Source organism: Paracoccus salsus (assembly GCF_021556615.1).
Lineage (GTDB): Bacteria > Pseudomonadota > Alphaproteobacteria > Rhodobacterales > Rhodobacteraceae > Paracoccus > Paracoccus salsus.
This window is the reverse complement of sequence record NZ_JAKGGD010000002.1, coordinates 232,271-246,604: the sequence shown is the minus strand read 5'-3', so window position 1 is coordinate 246,604 and position 14,334 is coordinate 232,271. Positions and strand designations below refer to the sequence as shown.

The following is a 14,334-nucleotide window of genomic DNA, read 5'->3' as shown; positions in this document are numbered from 1 at the left end:
CGGATACCGATCCGTCGACTTCCTGTGCGCAACCTCAGAAGGCGGCCGCATCCAGTGCCATCACCGGGTCGGCCCCGGTCCTGATGCGTGCCAGATGCACCGTCGTCATCGGCAGTTGCCGCTGCATGTAGTAGCGGCCGGTGGCCAGCTTGGTTTCCATGAAAGCGCGGTCGCCGGCAGAGGCGCGCAGCGCCGCCTGCGCCGCCGCCGCCATCCTGGCCCACATGAAACCCAGCGCGACATGGCCGAACAGATGCATGAAGTCATGGGACCCGGACAGGGCGTCATTGGGGTTCTTCATGCCGCGTTCGGCGAAGAACGTCGCGGCTGCCTGCAGATCCTTCGACGCGGCCTTCAGGGGTGCAACGAAATCGCTGGCCAGCGCCTCGTCCTCGCCGTGTTCCTCGCAGAATGCCTTCACGCGCTGGAAGAAGGCCATGATGTGCTTGCCTCCGTCCTGCGGCAGCTTGCGTGCGACCAGATCCAGCGCCTGCACGCCGTTCGCGCCCTCGTAGATCATGGCGATACGGGCGTCACGGACGAACTGGCTCATGCCGTGTTCCTCGATATAGCCGTGGCCACCATAGACCTGCTGCGCCTGCACCGTGACGTCGAAGCCCCTGTCGGTCAGGAATCCCTTCAGGACCGGGGTCAGCAGGGAAACCAGCCCTTCGGCCTCGGTATCGCCGTTATGGCCGCGGTCGATCAGATGCGCGCCCCAGAACGAAAAGGCACGCGCGCCTTCCACGAAGGATTTCTGGTCCATCAGGCTGCGGCGGATATCGGGATGGACGATCAGCGGGTCGGCCGGGGCGGAGGGGTTCTCGGCCCCGGTCGCCGCCCGGCCCTGCAGGCGCTCGCGCGCATAGGCGACGGCGTTCTGGTAGGCGGCCTCGGCGCAGGCATAGCCCTGCATCGCGACGCCCAGCCGGGCTTCGTTCATCATCGTGAACATTGCCCGCATGCCCTTGTGAAGGTCGCCCAGCAGCCAGCCCTTGGCGCTGTCGTAGTTCATCACGCAGGTCGCGTTGCCGTGGATGCCCATCTTTTCTTCAAGACTGCCGACGCTGACGCCGTTGCGCTCGCCCAGGCTGCCATCCTCGTTCACCAGGACCTTGGGGACGATGAACAGCGAGATGCCCTTGGTGCCCTCGCCACCACCCGGTGCCTTCGCCAGCACCAGGTGGATCACGTTTTCGGCCAAGTCGTGGTCGCCAGCCGAGATGAAGATCTTCTGGCCGGTGATCAGGTAGCTGCCATCGTCCTGCGGTTCGGCCTTGGTGCGAAGCATGCCCAGATCGGTCCCGCAATGCGGCTCGGTCAGGTTCATCGTGCCAGTCCAGTCGCAACTGACCATGCGCGACAGATACGTTGCCTTCTGCTCGTCCGTGCCGTGGGCGTGGATGGCCGAATAGGCGCCGTGGGTGAGCCCCTGATACATGGCGAACGCCATGTTGGCCGACGAGAACATCTCGCCGGTCGCCAGCCCCATCACGTAGGGCAGGCCCTGTCCACCAAATTCGGGATCGCAATCCAGCGCGGTCCAGCCGCCCTCCTTCATGGCCTCGAACGCATCGGAAAATCCATCCGGTGTGCGAACCACGCCATTCTCAAGCCGGCAACCCTGCCGGTCGCCACTGACATTCAGCGGCGCCATCTTCTCGGCTGCCAGCTTTCCTGCCGCGTCCAGGACCGCCTCGGTGAAGTCCGGGTCCAGATCAGCGTATCCCGGCAGGCCGGATTGCGAGACGTTCAGCATATCGTGCATGATGAACTGCATGTCACGAACGGGGGGGGAATAGATCGGCATGTGATTTTATCCTGTGAACTTGTCGCGGGTCATGTCTGCAAGCCGTGCTTCGGCATCGGCAATCTGGGTTTTGAGCTCGGCGACCGCCTCGCTCAGTTCGGCGTGCTGGCGTTCCATGTCGGCCAGTCTTTCACGGCCGACTGCAAGTGTCGCGGCGATCTGGGTGCGGTTGCTGCCGCCCGGCTCATAGATTTCCAGAAGCTGGCGCATCTGTTCCAGGCTGAACCCGAACCGCTTGCCGCGCAGGATCAGTGTCAGGCGCGCGCGATCGCGGCGGTCATACAGACGATGTTGGCCGCGGCGTTCCGGAAATATCAGCTCGCGCGCCTCATAGAAGCGCAGCGTCCGCGGCGTGACGCTGAATGCATCGCACATCTCGCGAATGGTCATCAGCTCGTCTGGCATGAAACGGGGGACCTCCTGTGCAGCCTGCGCCTTCCTCATCCCGTCATATAAGGCAAGGTTGACGCGAACGTAAGGCAGACGCTGCGTCACGAAATCTCGACCGGCCGCAGGCGGAAGGTCAGGATCGATCGCCCATGTCCGCGACGGTGCGATCGCGCAGCGCCTGCAGGTCGTCGCGGGCGGCCTTGAGTTCAGCGATCTGTCCGTCCAGCACATCCAGCTGGCGATCGGCCAGCGCCAGCCAGGCGACATGTTGCTGAACACTGTCCTTCTGTTCGTAGATCAGCAGCCACTGACGGATCTCTTCCAGCGAAAACCCGAAGCGGCGACCGCGCAGGATCAGCGTCATCCGGGCCGTCTCGCGCGGGCCATAGAAACGGGCGCGACCATCCCGGCGCGGACTGAGAAGTTCGATATATTCGTAATATCTCAGGGTGCGTGGCGTGACCTCGAATCGCGCGCACATTTCCTTGAAGCTGATTTGCTGCTCCTCCGGCATCCGGACTCTCCACGCAGTCGCATTGCACCAGAGGCTAGCCTGTCACATCATGCTTCTCAACCGGAACGAGCGGCCGCAGCATCAGGGGTTTTCGCGGCCCTGTCGGCCGGGATACAGACGTGACAAGCCAAGGCCGGGCAAGCCAGAGGAGATGGGGGATGTCAGACGAAGAAGAGGGCGCAAGCGCCGAGGATCGCGCACGCATCGCCCGGCAGTTCATCGAGGCCATTCCCCATGCGCGCGCGCTGGGGATGCGGGTCGATGAGCTGGGCGCCGGGACGGCGACAATCTCGATGCCCTGGGCGCCGCATCTGGTCGGCGATCCGCGCACCGGGGTCGTCCATGGCGGGGTCGTGTCGGCGCTGATGGACACCTGCTGCGGGGCGGCGGTGATGGTCCACCCAAGCCGGCCCCGTTCGACCGCGACCATCGATCTGCGGATCGATTACATGCGCGCCGCCGCACCGGGACAGCGAATCACCGCGCGGGCCGAGTGCTATCACGTCACGCGGACGGTGGCCTTTCTTCGCGCGGTCGCGCTGGACGAGGATGGCGACAATCCGGTGGCCGCCGCGAACGGCGCGTTCACGGCAGAGAGGTAGGGTCATGGCCGATCGCAACGAACCGCTGGACCGGATCAAGTCGCGCCGCGATTCGGCGCTGAACGCGCTGGTCTCGGGCGTGCCCTACATGAACTGGCTGGGGATCCGCTTTGACCGGCGGGGGGACGAACTGACCGCCGTGCTGCCCTTCGACGAAAAGCTGATCGGCAACCCCACATTGCCGGCCCTGCATGGCGGGGTGACGGCGGCGTTCCTGGAAATGTCGGCGATCGTCGAGTTGTCCTGGGCAGCGATGTGGGAGGATCTGGAATCCGGCCGGATCGCCCCCGACGCTGCGGTGCCCGACAGCCTGCCGCGCCTTCCCAAGACCATCGACTTCACGGTGGACTACCTGCGCAGCGGCCTGCCGCGCGACGCCTATGCCCGCGCGCGGGTGGTGCGGTCGGGCCGACGCTATGCCTCGGTTCATGTCGAGACATGGCAGGACAACCGCGCGCGGCTGTTTGCACAGGCAACCGGACATTTCCTCATGCCCCAGGGCTGAACAATGCGGATCGCCCTGGCCCCGCTGACGAACCGGCGGGTGCTGGCCATCGCGCTGCCGATCGTGCTGTCCAACGCGACGGTCCCGCTGCTGGGGCTGGTGGATACCGGCGTCGTCGGCCAGCTTGGCCGGCCCGAGCCGATTGGTGCTGTGGCCATCGGCGCGGTCATCCTGACCTCGATCTACTGGATCTTCGGCTTCCTGCGGATGGGAACGTCCGGCCTCGTGGCGCAAAGCCACGGGGCGGGCGACGGTGCGCAGGCCGGGGCGCATCTGCTGCGTGCCCTGACCATCGCGGGCCTTGCGGGTCTGACGATGATCCTGATGCAGTTCCCGCTGTTCGGGGCTGCGTTCAGGCTCGCGCCCGCCTCGGCCGAGGTCGAGACGCTGGCCCGCGACTATCTGGCGATCCGGATCTGGGGGGCCCCGGCCACGATCGGGCTTTACGCCATCACCGGATGGTTGATCGCGATCGAAAGGACCCCAGCGGTGCTGGCCCTGCAGCTTTTGCAGAACGGGCTGAATGTGGCTCTGGATCTCTGGTTCGTGCTGGGCATCGGCATGGGTGTGTCCGGGGTGGCATGGGCCACTCTGATCGCCGAATGGGGCGGGCTGGCGTTCGGGCTGTTCCTTGCCCGGCATGCGTTGCGCGCCGCGGTGTCCGCCGCGCGCAACCTTGCCACATTGTTCGCGCGGGATCAGCTGAGCCGACTGCTGCGTGTGAACGGCGACATCATGATCCGGTCCGTGCTGCTGCAGGCAAGTTTTACCAGCTTCCTGTTCCTGGGCGCTGCGGAAGGAGATCTGACGCTGGCGTCCAACCAGGTGCTGGTGCAGTTCCTGTCGCTGACCGCATTCGCGCTGGACGGATTTGCCTTCGCGGCAGAAAGCCTTGTGGGTCAGGCGGTCGGTGCGCGCCGACCCGACAGGGTCCGGCGGGCGGCCATGCTGACGTCGAAATGGGGTGTCGGTGGGGCGGCGGCGCTGGGGCTGCTGTTCTGGCTCGGGGGCGGTGCGATCATCGACCTGCTGACGACCGCGCCCGAAATCCGCGCCGAGGCCCGCATCTACCTGGTCTGGCTGGGCTTTGCGCCAATGATCGGCATTGCAAGCTGGATGTTCGACGGGATCTTCATCGGCGCGACCCTGACTCGCGAGATGCGGCTTGCGATGCTGCAATCGGTCGCGGCCTATGTCGCGGCCCTCGTGATCCTGCCGCCCTTGATCGGCAATCACGGGCTGTGGGCCGCGCTGATGATCCTGAATGCGACCCGGGGCGTGACGATGGCTCGCTATTATCCGCGCGCCGAGGCTGTCGCGGCATGATCCGCGCAGATGAAACTAGCGGGCGGCACAGGGCGACCGAGGCCGGCGATCCGCCATCGGCGGGACAGTCACGATGCCCTCGAGAACCCCTGACGTCGCCACGGTCCGGGCGCCCAGGTCACGGGCCAGCGCCCGCATCCGGTGGTTGTCCCGGACGAACGACATCCTGATCTTGCCGATACCCACGCGCCTTGCGACAAGGATCAGCGCCAGGCTCAGCATCTTTCCGATGCCGACATGCTGGTAGGGCTGTTCGACCGAGATCGCCAGTTCAGCCTCGTCCGTGCCCGTGACCGGCGTCAGCTCTCCGACACCGCGCAGCGTCCCCGACAGGAACGCGCCGAAGATCCAGGCGTGATCCCGGTCGATCCCGCGCGAATAGGCGATGACACTTCTGTCGCCAAGGGCACTGTGAAAGCGCGCTCGCCGGTCCTCGGGCGAAAGCCGCAGAAGATGGGCGGTGTGAAGGGCGCAATCCCGCGCCATCAGGCCGCGCAGGCGGATCCGCCCGCCCGGTTCGCGGCACAGCAGCCTGCCGCCCGGCTTTCCTGGTCCGTCTCGAGAGGTCGGCGACATCCTGGCAGCCCATCCTTCCCCGGCCCCCGCGGCGCAGCCGGCAGGGCGATGGCAGCATGATGCTGCGTTGCAGCAAAGATGGGGGTCGCGCGGCGCTGCGTCAAGCCAAGCGCCCGCGCCGTCAGAAGTCCAGACCCAGGTCGAGGGTGCGCGCCGAATGGGTCAGCGCGCCGGACGAGATGTAGTCGACCCCGGTTGCCGCAACCTCGGCGATGCGTCCCAACTGCATGTTGCCCGACGCTTCCAGGACCACCCTGCCGCGCGCCAGCACGACCGCCTCGTGCAGCATCGGCGTGCTCATGTTGTCCAGAAGCACGACATCGGCGCCACCCTCGTGCAGGACCTCGGCCAGCTGTTCCAGGCGGTCCACCTCGATCTCGACCCGCATCATGTGCGAGGCGCGGGCCTTGATCGCGCGCAGGACCGGGACGATTCCGCCAGCGGCCGCGATGTGATTGTCCTTGACCAGGATCGCGTCCGAAAGCGAAAAACGGTGGCTGAAGCCGCCGCCATGCAGGACCGCCTGTTTCTCGACCAGCCGCAGGCCCGGCGTGGTCTTGCGCGTGCAGGTGATGCGCGCCTTCGTGCCCGCCGTCTCGGCCACGAACGCCGCCGTCATCGTCGCGATGCCGCATAGCCGACCGGCAAAGTTCAACGCCACGCGTTCGGCCGACAGGATCGCACCCGCACAGCCCTCGATCTCGGCCAGCGTGTCGCCGCGCCCGAAGGCTTCGCCGTCCTCGCGCAGGAAGCGCAGGTCCAGCGTGGGGTCGATCATCCGGAACGCGATGCGGGCAAGCTGCATCCCCGACGCCACCCCTGCCTCGCGGGCGCGGATGCGCGCGCCGTAGCGCGTGCCCGCAGGGATCACCGTGCGGGTGGTGATGTCGCCATTGGTGCCCAGATCCTCGATCAGCGCGGCGCGGACCAGCGGATCAAGGATCATCTCGGGAAGCGGGGGCAGGGCTGTCATGTCGTCTCCGGTTGCAACGAGTCGCGAATGGCCATCGCGTCCTCCAGCGTGATGCGGCTGCGGCGGGCAATCTGTGCCGGATGGGGATGATCGATGCGGTAATGCGCGCCGCGGCTTTCCTCGCGCAACAGCGCCGATGCGCAGATCAGCGTCGCGGTCGCGGTCATGTTCAGCAGGTTTTCGCAATCGGGTCGGGCGGCCTCGATCGCGGCAATGCGGGTCAGGGTGTGACGAAGACCCGCGGCATCACGCACCACGCCGGCCCCGTCGGTCATCGCCCGGCGCAGTTGCGCGACCAGCGCGGGGTCAGCCTCGGCCGCAGCGGCAAGCCGTGGCAGTGTGATCCGATGCGCGTCGGTCGGCGCAGGTCCAAGCGCGGCATCAATCCCGGCCGCGCAGATCCGGGCGAAGACCAGCGCCTCGAGCAGGCCGTTGGAAGCCAGCCGGTTGGCACCGTGAAGCCCGGTCGATGCCGCCTCGCCGCAGACCCACAGACATTCCAGGCTGGCGCGGCCAGACGCGTCGGTGGCGACGCCCCCCATGTGGTAATGCGCGGCTGCCGCGACCGGAATGGGCTGGCGGGCCGGATCGATCCCGGCCCGCGCGCAGGCCGCCGCGACAGCCGGAAATTCGGTCAGGATGCGCGCGCCCAGGCAAGCGCGCGTGTCCAGCACCGGCCGCAGCCCGGCCTGCGTCTGAGCGTAGATCGCCCGCGCCACGATGTCGCGCGGCGCCAGTTCCGCGTCGGGATGAAGCGGCAGCATGAAGCGTTCGCCCAGGCGGTTGACCAGTCGCGCGCCCTCGCCGCGCAAGGCCTCGGTCGCAAGCGGCGCCGGGTCCTCGCCACAGTCGATCGCGGTGGGATGGAACTGCACGAATTCCGCGTCCGCCACGACTGCGCCGGCCCGCGCCGCCATGCCGATCACCTGTCCGCGAATGCGTGGCGGGTTGGTGGTCAGCGCGAACAGCCCGCCCGAACCGCCGCCCGCCAGCATAACCGCAGGCGCGCTGAGGGTCAGAGGGACCGAGCCGTCGGCCCGGGCAATCCTGACGCCTGTGACGCGGTTGCCCATGGTCTGAAGCCCGGTGGCGACCACGCCTTCCAGAACCTGCACCGATGACGCTGCGCGGATCGCGGCGACCAGGGCGCGCATGATCTCGGCCCCGGCCTGATCGCCGTTGACGCGCACCACCCGGGCAAAGCTGTGAGCCGCCTCTCGCGACAGCACGTAGCCGCCGCCGGTCGTGCGGTCGAAGGGTGTACCAAGCCTCGTCAGGTCGAGGATATGCGCCCGCGCCTCGTCGGTGACCATCCGCGCAACGGCCTGATCCACGGTGCCGGCCCCGGCCCGGACCGTGTCGCTGGCGTGGGATCCCGCGCTGTCGGCGGGGTCCATCGCCGCCGCCACGCCGCCCTGCGCCCAGACCGAACTGCCACCCTGCCCCAGCGGGTCAGGCGACAGCATCAGCACCGGGCGTGGCGCCAGCTTCAGCGCGGCATAAAGACCCGCCAGACCCGCGCCGACAACCACGACGCGGTCGGTGACGATATGTGGCATGGGCGTCCCGGCCTCAGGCCGCCAGGCGGCGCGACAGGTCGATCATCCGCTGCACCGCCACCCGTGCGCGGGCAGCGATCTCGGGATCGACCTCGACCGCGCCGGTCATCGTGTGCAGCGACCACAGAATCTTTTCCAGTGTGATCTTCTTCATGTAGGGGCACATGTTGCATGGCCCCAAAAACTCGACTTCGGGATGGGCGTCCGAAATGTTCGAGGCCATCGAGCATTCGGTGACCAACATCGCCTTGGCCGGCTTTTCGCGCGCCACCCAATCCAGGATGCCTGCGGTCGAGCCGGCGAAATCGGCCTCGGCCACGACATCCGGCGTGCATTCGGGATGGGCGATGATCTTCAGGTCAGGGTGCCAGCCGCGGAAATCGCGCAGATCCTGCGGGGTGAACCTCTCATGCACGATGCATCGGCCGTCCCACCACACGATGCGCTTCTGGGGAACCTGCCGGGCGACATTCTGGGCCAGATACTTGTCGGGCGTCATGATGACGGTGTCGCCCTCCATCGCGGCGACGATCTGGGCGGCATTGGCAGAGGTGCAGCAGATGTCGGATGCTGCCTTCACCTCGGCGGTTGTGTTGACATAGCTGACCACGGCCGCGCCGGGATGGCGGGCGCGCATCTCGGCGATGCCGGGGGCGTCGATGCTTTCGGCCAGCGAGCAGCCGGCCTCCATGTCGGGCATCAGCACGGTCTTTGCCGGGTTCAGGATTTTCGAGGTCTCTGCCATGAAATGCACGCCGCATTGCACGATGACGTCGGCCTTGACCCTGGTGGCCTCGATTGCAAGCGCCAGGCTGTCGCCGACCACGTCCGCGATCCCGTGATAGATCTGCGGCGTCATGTAATTATGGGCAAGAACCACGGCGTCGCGTTCCGCCTTGAGACGGTTGATGGCCTTGACATAGGGCGCGGCGATCGCCCAGTCGGGCAGCGGCACGACCCGGTCCATGCGGGCGTGAATCTCCGACATGCTTTCGGCGAGCTCGAGCGAGGGTTCCAGATCGTAATGCGCATGCAACTCGGCACGGATGGCCGTCAGGTCAAGCAATGTCGCGTCCTCCCTTGGCGCCGCATCTTTCAGGTGGGGCCTGCGGCGATGGCATCAATGCCATGGGCCGGCCTGTTAACGAAAACTTGACGCAGGGGCAATGTCCATGCGGCTCGGGCGGCGGATTTGTCGCCGCCGACCCGTGTCGGGTGCATCCTCTCGAACGGTGCGCACTAGGCTCGCCTCGCGGGGTGGGGGGGCGTGCGCGACTTCTGTCGCGGCGCTCCCCACGCCAGCCAGACGGCCGCCAGCCACCACAAGGTCAGCATGGCCCACAGATCCACCGCAAGCTTGCGCGGCACGTCCTGATCGGGCGGGTTGACCTGGAAAGCATCCGCCAGCACCGACAAGAGCACGCAGGCGACGAACGACCATAGCCCGCCGCGCCCGATCTGCTGAAGCCCGACCCCGATCCGGCTGGCCGCCAGTCTCTCCATGAGGCGGGCCAGCGGCACCGCAACCAGCCAGCTTGCCGCGATGATGGCCAGATAGCGGGTCCCGTCCAGTGGCCATTTCTCGATCTTGCCGTAGACCAGCTTCAGCGCGTTGCGCAGCGGCAAGGCCGGTTCGCCGATCTTCGAGGCGATGATGATCGTCGCGCCGAACAGGAACATTCCCGCGGCGGTGATGGTGATCAGCCGCGCGTGGCGCATCAGGACCGGCATGAACTGCTGCCGGAACAGCCCCATCGCGACACCTGAAAAGAACAGCATCTGCCAGCCGAAGGGATTGAACAGCAGCCCGCCCCTGTTGTGGTTGGGAATCAGCGGGTTCAGGATGGGCGCAAACCACCACAGCACCAACGAAGCGACCCCGAAGCTGAACGGAAACCGCAACAGGATCGGCACAAGAAGCGGAGCCGAGGCGATCAGGACCACATAGACCGCCAGCACGTCCAGCAGGTTAGGCTGCAACCACATCGTGGCCAGCACGCCCAGATAGCCAAGCGGGTTCTCGATCACCCAGGCTGCATACTGGTTCCAGATCGCCGTGTGCTTCAGTCCCATTTCCAGCAGCCCTGCGGACAGCAGCGCCATGATGATGCCGCCCACGACCAGGGCGCGCCAGACCTCGAACGCCCGGCGGGCAAAACGCCACTGAGCCGCGCGCCGCCCTTGCTTCTGTTCGACCCCCAACCAGACAAGCCCGACCAGAAAGCCTGACAGCAGGACGAACAATTCGGCCGCATCGAATACCGAGAAATTCGCCAGCGTGTATTTGCGCAGGGGCGAGGCAGGCATATGGTCCAGCATGATGCAGACCAGTGCATAGCCGCGCAGCATGTCGAGGGCGATCAGGCGTTTCATGGGGTCCGTTATCTTTTGCGACCTGGCGTTTCAAGCGGGCAGGCTGCTCCAGCGTTGCAGAAGCAGCGGGTCTGAGATCAGCGCATCGGTTTCGTTCCTGTCCAGGAACTGCAGAGCTTCGGCCTGAGTGGAGGCATGGGCGATCTTGGCCGCGGCGGTGACGCGGGTCAGATGGTCGGACCTGGACAGTTTCTCGGCCTCGGCGGGCGGGTTCAGCAGGGCGATGTGGCGGGCCAGGGCGTCGCTGTCGACCCCCAGATGCCGGATCGCCGCGGCATTTTCCATCGATCGCGGCAGGGCGCGGGTCGCCGCCGAGGCCTCTGACAAGATGGTGGGAAAACTGCGTTCTTCGGGGGTGACCAGCAGACCGCGCATGCGCGCCCACCGGCCAAAGACCGGGCTGGCCGAGAAGCGCGAGGTCATCGGTGACAGAATCAGCCCGGCGAGGATCGGCGACAGCCAGATCAGCTGCGGCGGCGAGAACTGCGCCAGCACAAGCAGCGTGCCGACGCCCAGGAGCACATGCCCCCAATGGCGTGCCAGGACCACGCCCCAGCCAGGCATCGAGCCCGCGCGGACCTGCGCGTTCCAGCCACTGTCGCGGCCGCGCAGGATATCGAAGATCTGGCGGGTCTGGATCAGCATCTGCACCGGTGCGATCAGGGCGGACAGCAGGATCTCGAACAGCGCGCTGGCAACGATGCGCACCGGCCCGCCCGAAGCCCTGGCCAATGGCCGCGTCCAGGCGCGGAAGGTCGCGATCAGCTTTGGCAGCAGCAGCAGGGCCATCGCCGCGACGAACAGCCACAGCATCCGGCGCGCGTCGAAGACCGGCCAGTCGGGAAACAGTTGATAGGCGTTGGGGAAGTATTCCGGCGTCGACAGCAACACGGTGGCCGACAGGATCAGCCCGACCAGGATCAGGGTCAGCCAGATCGGGCTCATCAGGAAACCCAGTATGCCGATGGCAAAATGCACCCGGCTGATGGCGCAGGCGCCCCTCATGCCGATCAGCCGGGAATGTTGCAGATTCCCCTGCGCCCAACGGCGTTCGCGCGCGGCCATGTCCAGCAGCGTGGGCGGACATCCCTCGAAGCTGCCGCGCAGATCGTGGTCCAGTCGCACTTTCCAGCCGGCCCGGCACAGCGCCGCCGCCTCGACGAAATCATGGCTGAGGATGGTGCCGCCGAAAGGCGGCTTGCCGGGCAGTCGCGGCAGGCCGCAGGAATCGGCGAAGGCGCGAACGCGTATGATGGCGTTGTGCCCCCAGTAATTGCCGCTATTGCCTGACCATGCGGCCACGCCGCGGGCGATCATCGGGCCATAGACGCGACCCGCGAACTGGGTCAGCCGGGCGAAGATCGTCTCGCCCCCGACCAGCACCGGCATGGTCTGGATCAGCGCCAGGTCCGGGTCGGCGTTCATGCGCGCGGACAAGGCGCGGATCGTCGCGCCGGTCATCACGCTGTCCGCGTCCAGAACCACCATCTGATCGTAGCGCCCGCCCCAGCGCCGGACGAAATCGGCCACGTTGCCGGATTTCCGGTCTTCGTTCGTGCGCCGGCGACGATACCAGATGGGCAGGGGCGATGCCTCGCGCGCGGCGGCGACGGCCAGTGTCTCGTTCACCACCACGCCGGGGTCGCGGCTATCGGACAGAACGAAGATCTCGGCCCGGCTGGCCATTCCTTCGGCGTCCATGTCGCGGGCAAGCGCCGTCAGCAGCCCGATGCTTTTCGCCGCGTCCTCGTGATAGATCGGCATGATCACGGCGACGCGCGAGTCGTTGGGACCTTGTGGCGTTTGCAGGCGCGGCGCGAACAGCCCGGCGATAAGCCCGCAGAAGGAAAACCCGACCCAGGCAAATGTCGGCACGAAAAGGGCAAGCAGGGCCCACTGCATCGGGGTCGGTCTGTCGCCGAAGGTCTGCAGCATCTGGGTAAAGCCCACCGCAGCCAGCGCCGCAGTGCCGCCGAAGGTGATCAGGCGCGCCAGCCACACGCGCCACCCTTCGGCGCGCCGGCCGCGGCGCCCGATCGGGGGATGGCGGAAATCCTGGACAGGCATCTCCAGCGGCGCATCTGGCGGGACCGCCGCCGATGCCTGCGTCAGGGAAGGCCTGCCTGTCATAGGGTCCAGCGGCCAAGCCAGCTTTCGCTTAATGCAAGGCCGCCCTTGTCGGTCAGAAGGGCCTGCAAGTCGGCCAGCGTGGCATCTCCGGGCTCGAACTCGAAGGCAAGCCGCAGGACGCGCTGATCTGGAAGCGGCTTCAGATAGGCATGGACAATCTTGCCGGCCGATGCGGTGACGCTGTAATCGGGCAGCTCGTCGACAAACAGCGACAGGTCGAAGTCGATGATGAAGCTGCGCGTGGTTTCGACATTGATCGAGAGGCCCGACCTGACCTGCCGGACCTTGGCCAGCGGCACGTCGTTTGGTGGCAACTGCGCGAAGCTGAGGCGATAGCGGAACTCGTGCCGCCGACCCTTCGCAAGCGGTTCCCTGGGCTGCCAGTAGCTGACGATGTTGTCGTTGAACTCGTTCTCGACCGGGATCTCGATCAGCCTGACCTCGCCTTCGCCCCAATCGCCTTCCGGCTGGATCCAGGCCGAGGGGCGCGCGTGATACATCGCCTCGGCATCCTGGAAATCCGCGAAGTCGCGGGTGCGCTGAACGAGCCCGAAACCCCGCGGGTTCTTGTCCATAAAGGACGATATCTGCAAGGTCTTGTGCGATGCCAGGGTCCGCCAGAGCGTCTGCCCGGCACCCGTATGCATCTGCAAGCCATCGCTGTCATGAACCGCGGGACGGTAATCGTCCACGTTGCGTCGGCTGGCAGGACCGAACCAGAACATCGAGGTCAGAGGCGCGATGCCGGTATTCTGCAAGTCGACACGCGGAAAGATCGCGGCCCGGGTGCGCATCATGGTCACTGCGCCCGGGTTCACGTCGAACTGAAACGCCGCGGTGGTCGATTTGCTGTCGAGGATAGCATGGATACGGACCCATTCGGACGTCTCGGCGGGCTCATGGATCCAGAAATCCGTGAACAGCGGGAACTCCTCGCCATCCGGGCCGCCGGTCTTGATCGCCAGCCCACGCGCCGACAGGCCATACAGCGTCCCGCGCGCCACGGCGCGGAAATAGCTGGCACCCTGAAACACCAGGAACTCGTCCATCGTGCCGGGGCGGTTCAGCGCCGCCCGCAGCCGAAACCCGGACCAGCCCATCTCGCCCCGTGTCTCGACATCGGCGCCGTCTGGAAAATGCGAGGGATCGAATTCGAAAAGCCCGGGGTCGAAGTCCAGCCGGTGCGGCCTGCCGCCGCGAACGATGCTGATATTCACCGGCTCGTAGTAGATCGCGCCCGGGGGAAGCAGGTCCATTCCGAAGCGGCCCTTGCCGCCCAACGGGTCCATGTCGCGGCGGAAACGGATCGCACGATAGGTATCATAGTTCAGATCGGCGAAGCTGCCGACCTGTTCGGCCACCGGCTGCCTGTAAACGCGGGTCGCGCGCTCCGAGGCGAGCGCGGCGACCTCTTCGAAGCCGAAATCCGTTGGCGCCGGCGCCACGCCCTCATCGGGAACGGCGCTGGCATCGTCCGATGCGGTCTTTGCCTGCGCGGGGATCGCGGCAAACGAACCGCCGGCAACCAGGGCAGTGGCGGAATTGAGGAATTGACGACGCTTCATGTCAGAAGATT

General features: G+C 66.5%; 13 protein-coding genes. 3 read left to right on the top strand and 10 right to left on the bottom strand.

From position 1 onward, the window contains the following. Positions 1-34 precede the first annotated feature (34 nt). The 3 genes from L1965_RS04490 to L1965_RS04480 all read right to left on the bottom strand — a co-directional run bounded on the left by L1965_RS04490 (position 35) and on the right by L1965_RS04480 (position 2,714). On the bottom strand, positions 35-1,810 hold the full coding sequence (locus L1965_RS04490) for an acyl-CoA dehydrogenase C-terminal domain-containing protein (RefSeq protein ID WP_235755213.1): 1,776 nt from the start codon (positions 1,808-1,810) through the stop codon (positions 35-37). A gap of 6 nt (positions 1,811-1,816) precedes the next feature. Beyond that, a complete protein-coding gene (locus L1965_RS04485; protein WP_235755212.1) occupies positions 1,817-2,215 on the bottom strand; it encodes a MerR family transcriptional regulator in 399 nt (132 codons plus the stop codon). A gap of 118 nt (positions 2,216-2,333) precedes the next feature. After that, a complete protein-coding gene (locus L1965_RS04480) occupies positions 2,334-2,714 on the bottom strand; it encodes a MerR family transcriptional regulator (protein WP_235755211.1) in 381 nt (126 codons plus the stop codon). A 158-nt stretch (positions 2,715-2,872) separates the two neighbouring features. On the opposite strand from L1965_RS04480, the gene L1965_RS04475 reads away from it, so the two are divergent. From L1965_RS04475 to L1965_RS04465, 3 genes are read left to right on the top strand one after another with little or no spacing between them, the layout of a single operon-like run. Continuing rightward, positions 2,873-3,316: a PaaI family thioesterase gene (locus L1965_RS04475; RefSeq protein WP_235755210.1), complete on the top strand. Its 444-nt coding sequence runs from the start codon at positions 2,873-2,875 to the stop codon at positions 3,314-3,316. A gap of 4 nt (positions 3,317-3,320) precedes the next feature. Beyond that, positions 3,321-3,821 carry a PaaI family thioesterase gene (locus tag L1965_RS04470; RefSeq protein WP_235755209.1) on the top strand — a complete coding sequence of 167 codons (501 nt, stop codon included), beginning with the start codon at positions 3,321-3,323 and terminating at the stop codon, positions 3,819-3,821. Positions 3,822-3,824: 3 nt separating this feature from the next. Then, on the top strand, positions 3,825-5,147 hold the full coding sequence (locus tag L1965_RS04465; protein ID WP_235755208.1) for an MATE family efflux transporter: 1,323 nt from the start codon (positions 3,825-3,827) through the stop codon (positions 5,145-5,147). A gap of 15 nt (positions 5,148-5,162) precedes the next feature. Here the strand turns inward: L1965_RS04465 and L1965_RS04460 are convergent, their stop codons facing one another. The 7 genes from L1965_RS04460 to L1965_RS04430 all read right to left on the bottom strand — a co-directional run bounded on the left by L1965_RS04460 (position 5,163) and on the right by L1965_RS04430 (position 14,323). Next, complete coding sequence (locus L1965_RS04460) at positions 5,163-5,723, bottom strand: GNAT family N-acetyltransferase (RefSeq protein WP_235755207.1); 561 nt, start codon at positions 5,721-5,723, stop codon at positions 5,163-5,165. 121 nt (positions 5,724-5,844) lie between these two features. Further along, complete coding sequence (gene nadC, locus L1965_RS04455; RefSeq protein ID WP_235755206.1) at positions 5,845-6,696, bottom strand: carboxylating nicotinate-nucleotide diphosphorylase; 852 nt, start codon at positions 6,694-6,696, stop codon at positions 5,845-5,847. Continuing rightward, the gene (locus L1965_RS04450; RefSeq protein ID WP_235755205.1) at positions 6,693-8,255 is read right to left on the bottom strand and encodes an L-aspartate oxidase; all 1,563 of its coding nucleotides are present in this window, start codon (positions 8,253-8,255) and stop codon (positions 6,693-6,695) included. The genes nadC and L1965_RS04450 overlap by 4 nt, the downstream gene beginning before the upstream one ends. 13 nt (positions 8,256-8,268) lie before the next feature. Continuing rightward, positions 8,269-9,321: a quinolinate synthase NadA gene (gene nadA / locus L1965_RS04445; protein ID WP_235755204.1), complete on the bottom strand. Its 1,053-nt coding sequence runs from the start codon at positions 9,319-9,321 to the stop codon at positions 8,269-8,271. Positions 9,322-9,494: 173 nt separating this feature from the next. Continuing rightward, positions 9,495-10,628, bottom strand: coding sequence for an OpgC domain-containing protein (gene opgC / locus L1965_RS04440; protein WP_235755203.1), 1,134 nt, complete (start codon positions 10,626-10,628; stop codon positions 9,495-9,497). A 30-nt stretch (positions 10,629-10,658) separates the two neighbouring features. Next, positions 10,659-12,758, bottom strand: coding sequence for a glucans biosynthesis glucosyltransferase MdoH (gene mdoH, locus L1965_RS04435; protein ID WP_277882938.1), 2,100 nt, complete (start codon positions 12,756-12,758; stop codon positions 10,659-10,661). Continuing rightward, a complete protein-coding gene (locus L1965_RS04430; RefSeq protein WP_235755201.1) occupies positions 12,755-14,323 on the bottom strand; it encodes an OpgD/OpgG family glucan biosynthesis protein in 1,569 nt (522 codons plus the stop codon). Before L1965_RS04430 ends, mdoH begins: the two co-directional genes overlap by 4 nt. Between the last annotated feature and the right edge of the window lie 11 nt (positions 14,324-14,334).

Coding starts and splice junctions, on each gene's coding strand:
- L1965_RS04490 (WP_235755213.1), bottom strand. CDS start 1,810: ATGCCGATCTATTCCCCCCCCGTTCGTGACATGCAGTTCATCATGCAC.
- L1965_RS04485 (WP_235755212.1), bottom strand. CDS start 2,215: ATGCCAGACGAGCTGATGACCATTCGCGAGATGTGCGATGCATTCAGC.
- L1965_RS04480 (WP_235755211.1), bottom strand. CDS start 2,714: ATGCCGGAGGAGCAGCAAATCAGCTTCAAGGAAATGTGCGCGCGATTC.
- L1965_RS04475 (WP_235755210.1), top strand. CDS start 2,873: ATGTCAGACGAAGAAGAGGGCGCAAGCGCCGAGGATCGCGCACGCATC.
- L1965_RS04470 (WP_235755209.1), top strand. CDS start 3,321: ATGGCCGATCGCAACGAACCGCTGGACCGGATCAAGTCGCGCCGCGAT.
- L1965_RS04465 (WP_235755208.1), top strand. CDS start 3,825: ATGCGGATCGCCCTGGCCCCGCTGACGAACCGGCGGGTGCTGGCCATC.
- L1965_RS04460 (WP_235755207.1), bottom strand. CDS start 5,723: ATGTCGCCGACCTCTCGAGACGGACCAGGAAAGCCGGGCGGCAGGCTG.
- nadC (WP_235755206.1), bottom strand. CDS start 6,696: ATGACAGCCCTGCCCCCGCTTCCCGAGATGATCCTTGATCCGCTGGTC.
- L1965_RS04450 (WP_235755205.1), bottom strand. CDS start 8,255: ATGCCACATATCGTCACCGACCGCGTCGTGGTTGTCGGCGCGGGTCTG.
- opgC (WP_235755203.1), bottom strand. CDS start 10,628: ATGAAACGCCTGATCGCCCTCGACATGCTGCGCGGCTATGCACTGGTC.
- mdoH (WP_277882938.1), bottom strand. CDS start 12,758: ATGACAGGCAGGCCTTCCCTGACGCAGGCATCGGCGGCGGTCCCGCCA.
- L1965_RS04430 (WP_235755201.1), bottom strand. CDS start 14,323: ATGAAGCGTCGTCAATTCCTCAATTCCGCCACTGCCCTGGTTGCCGGC.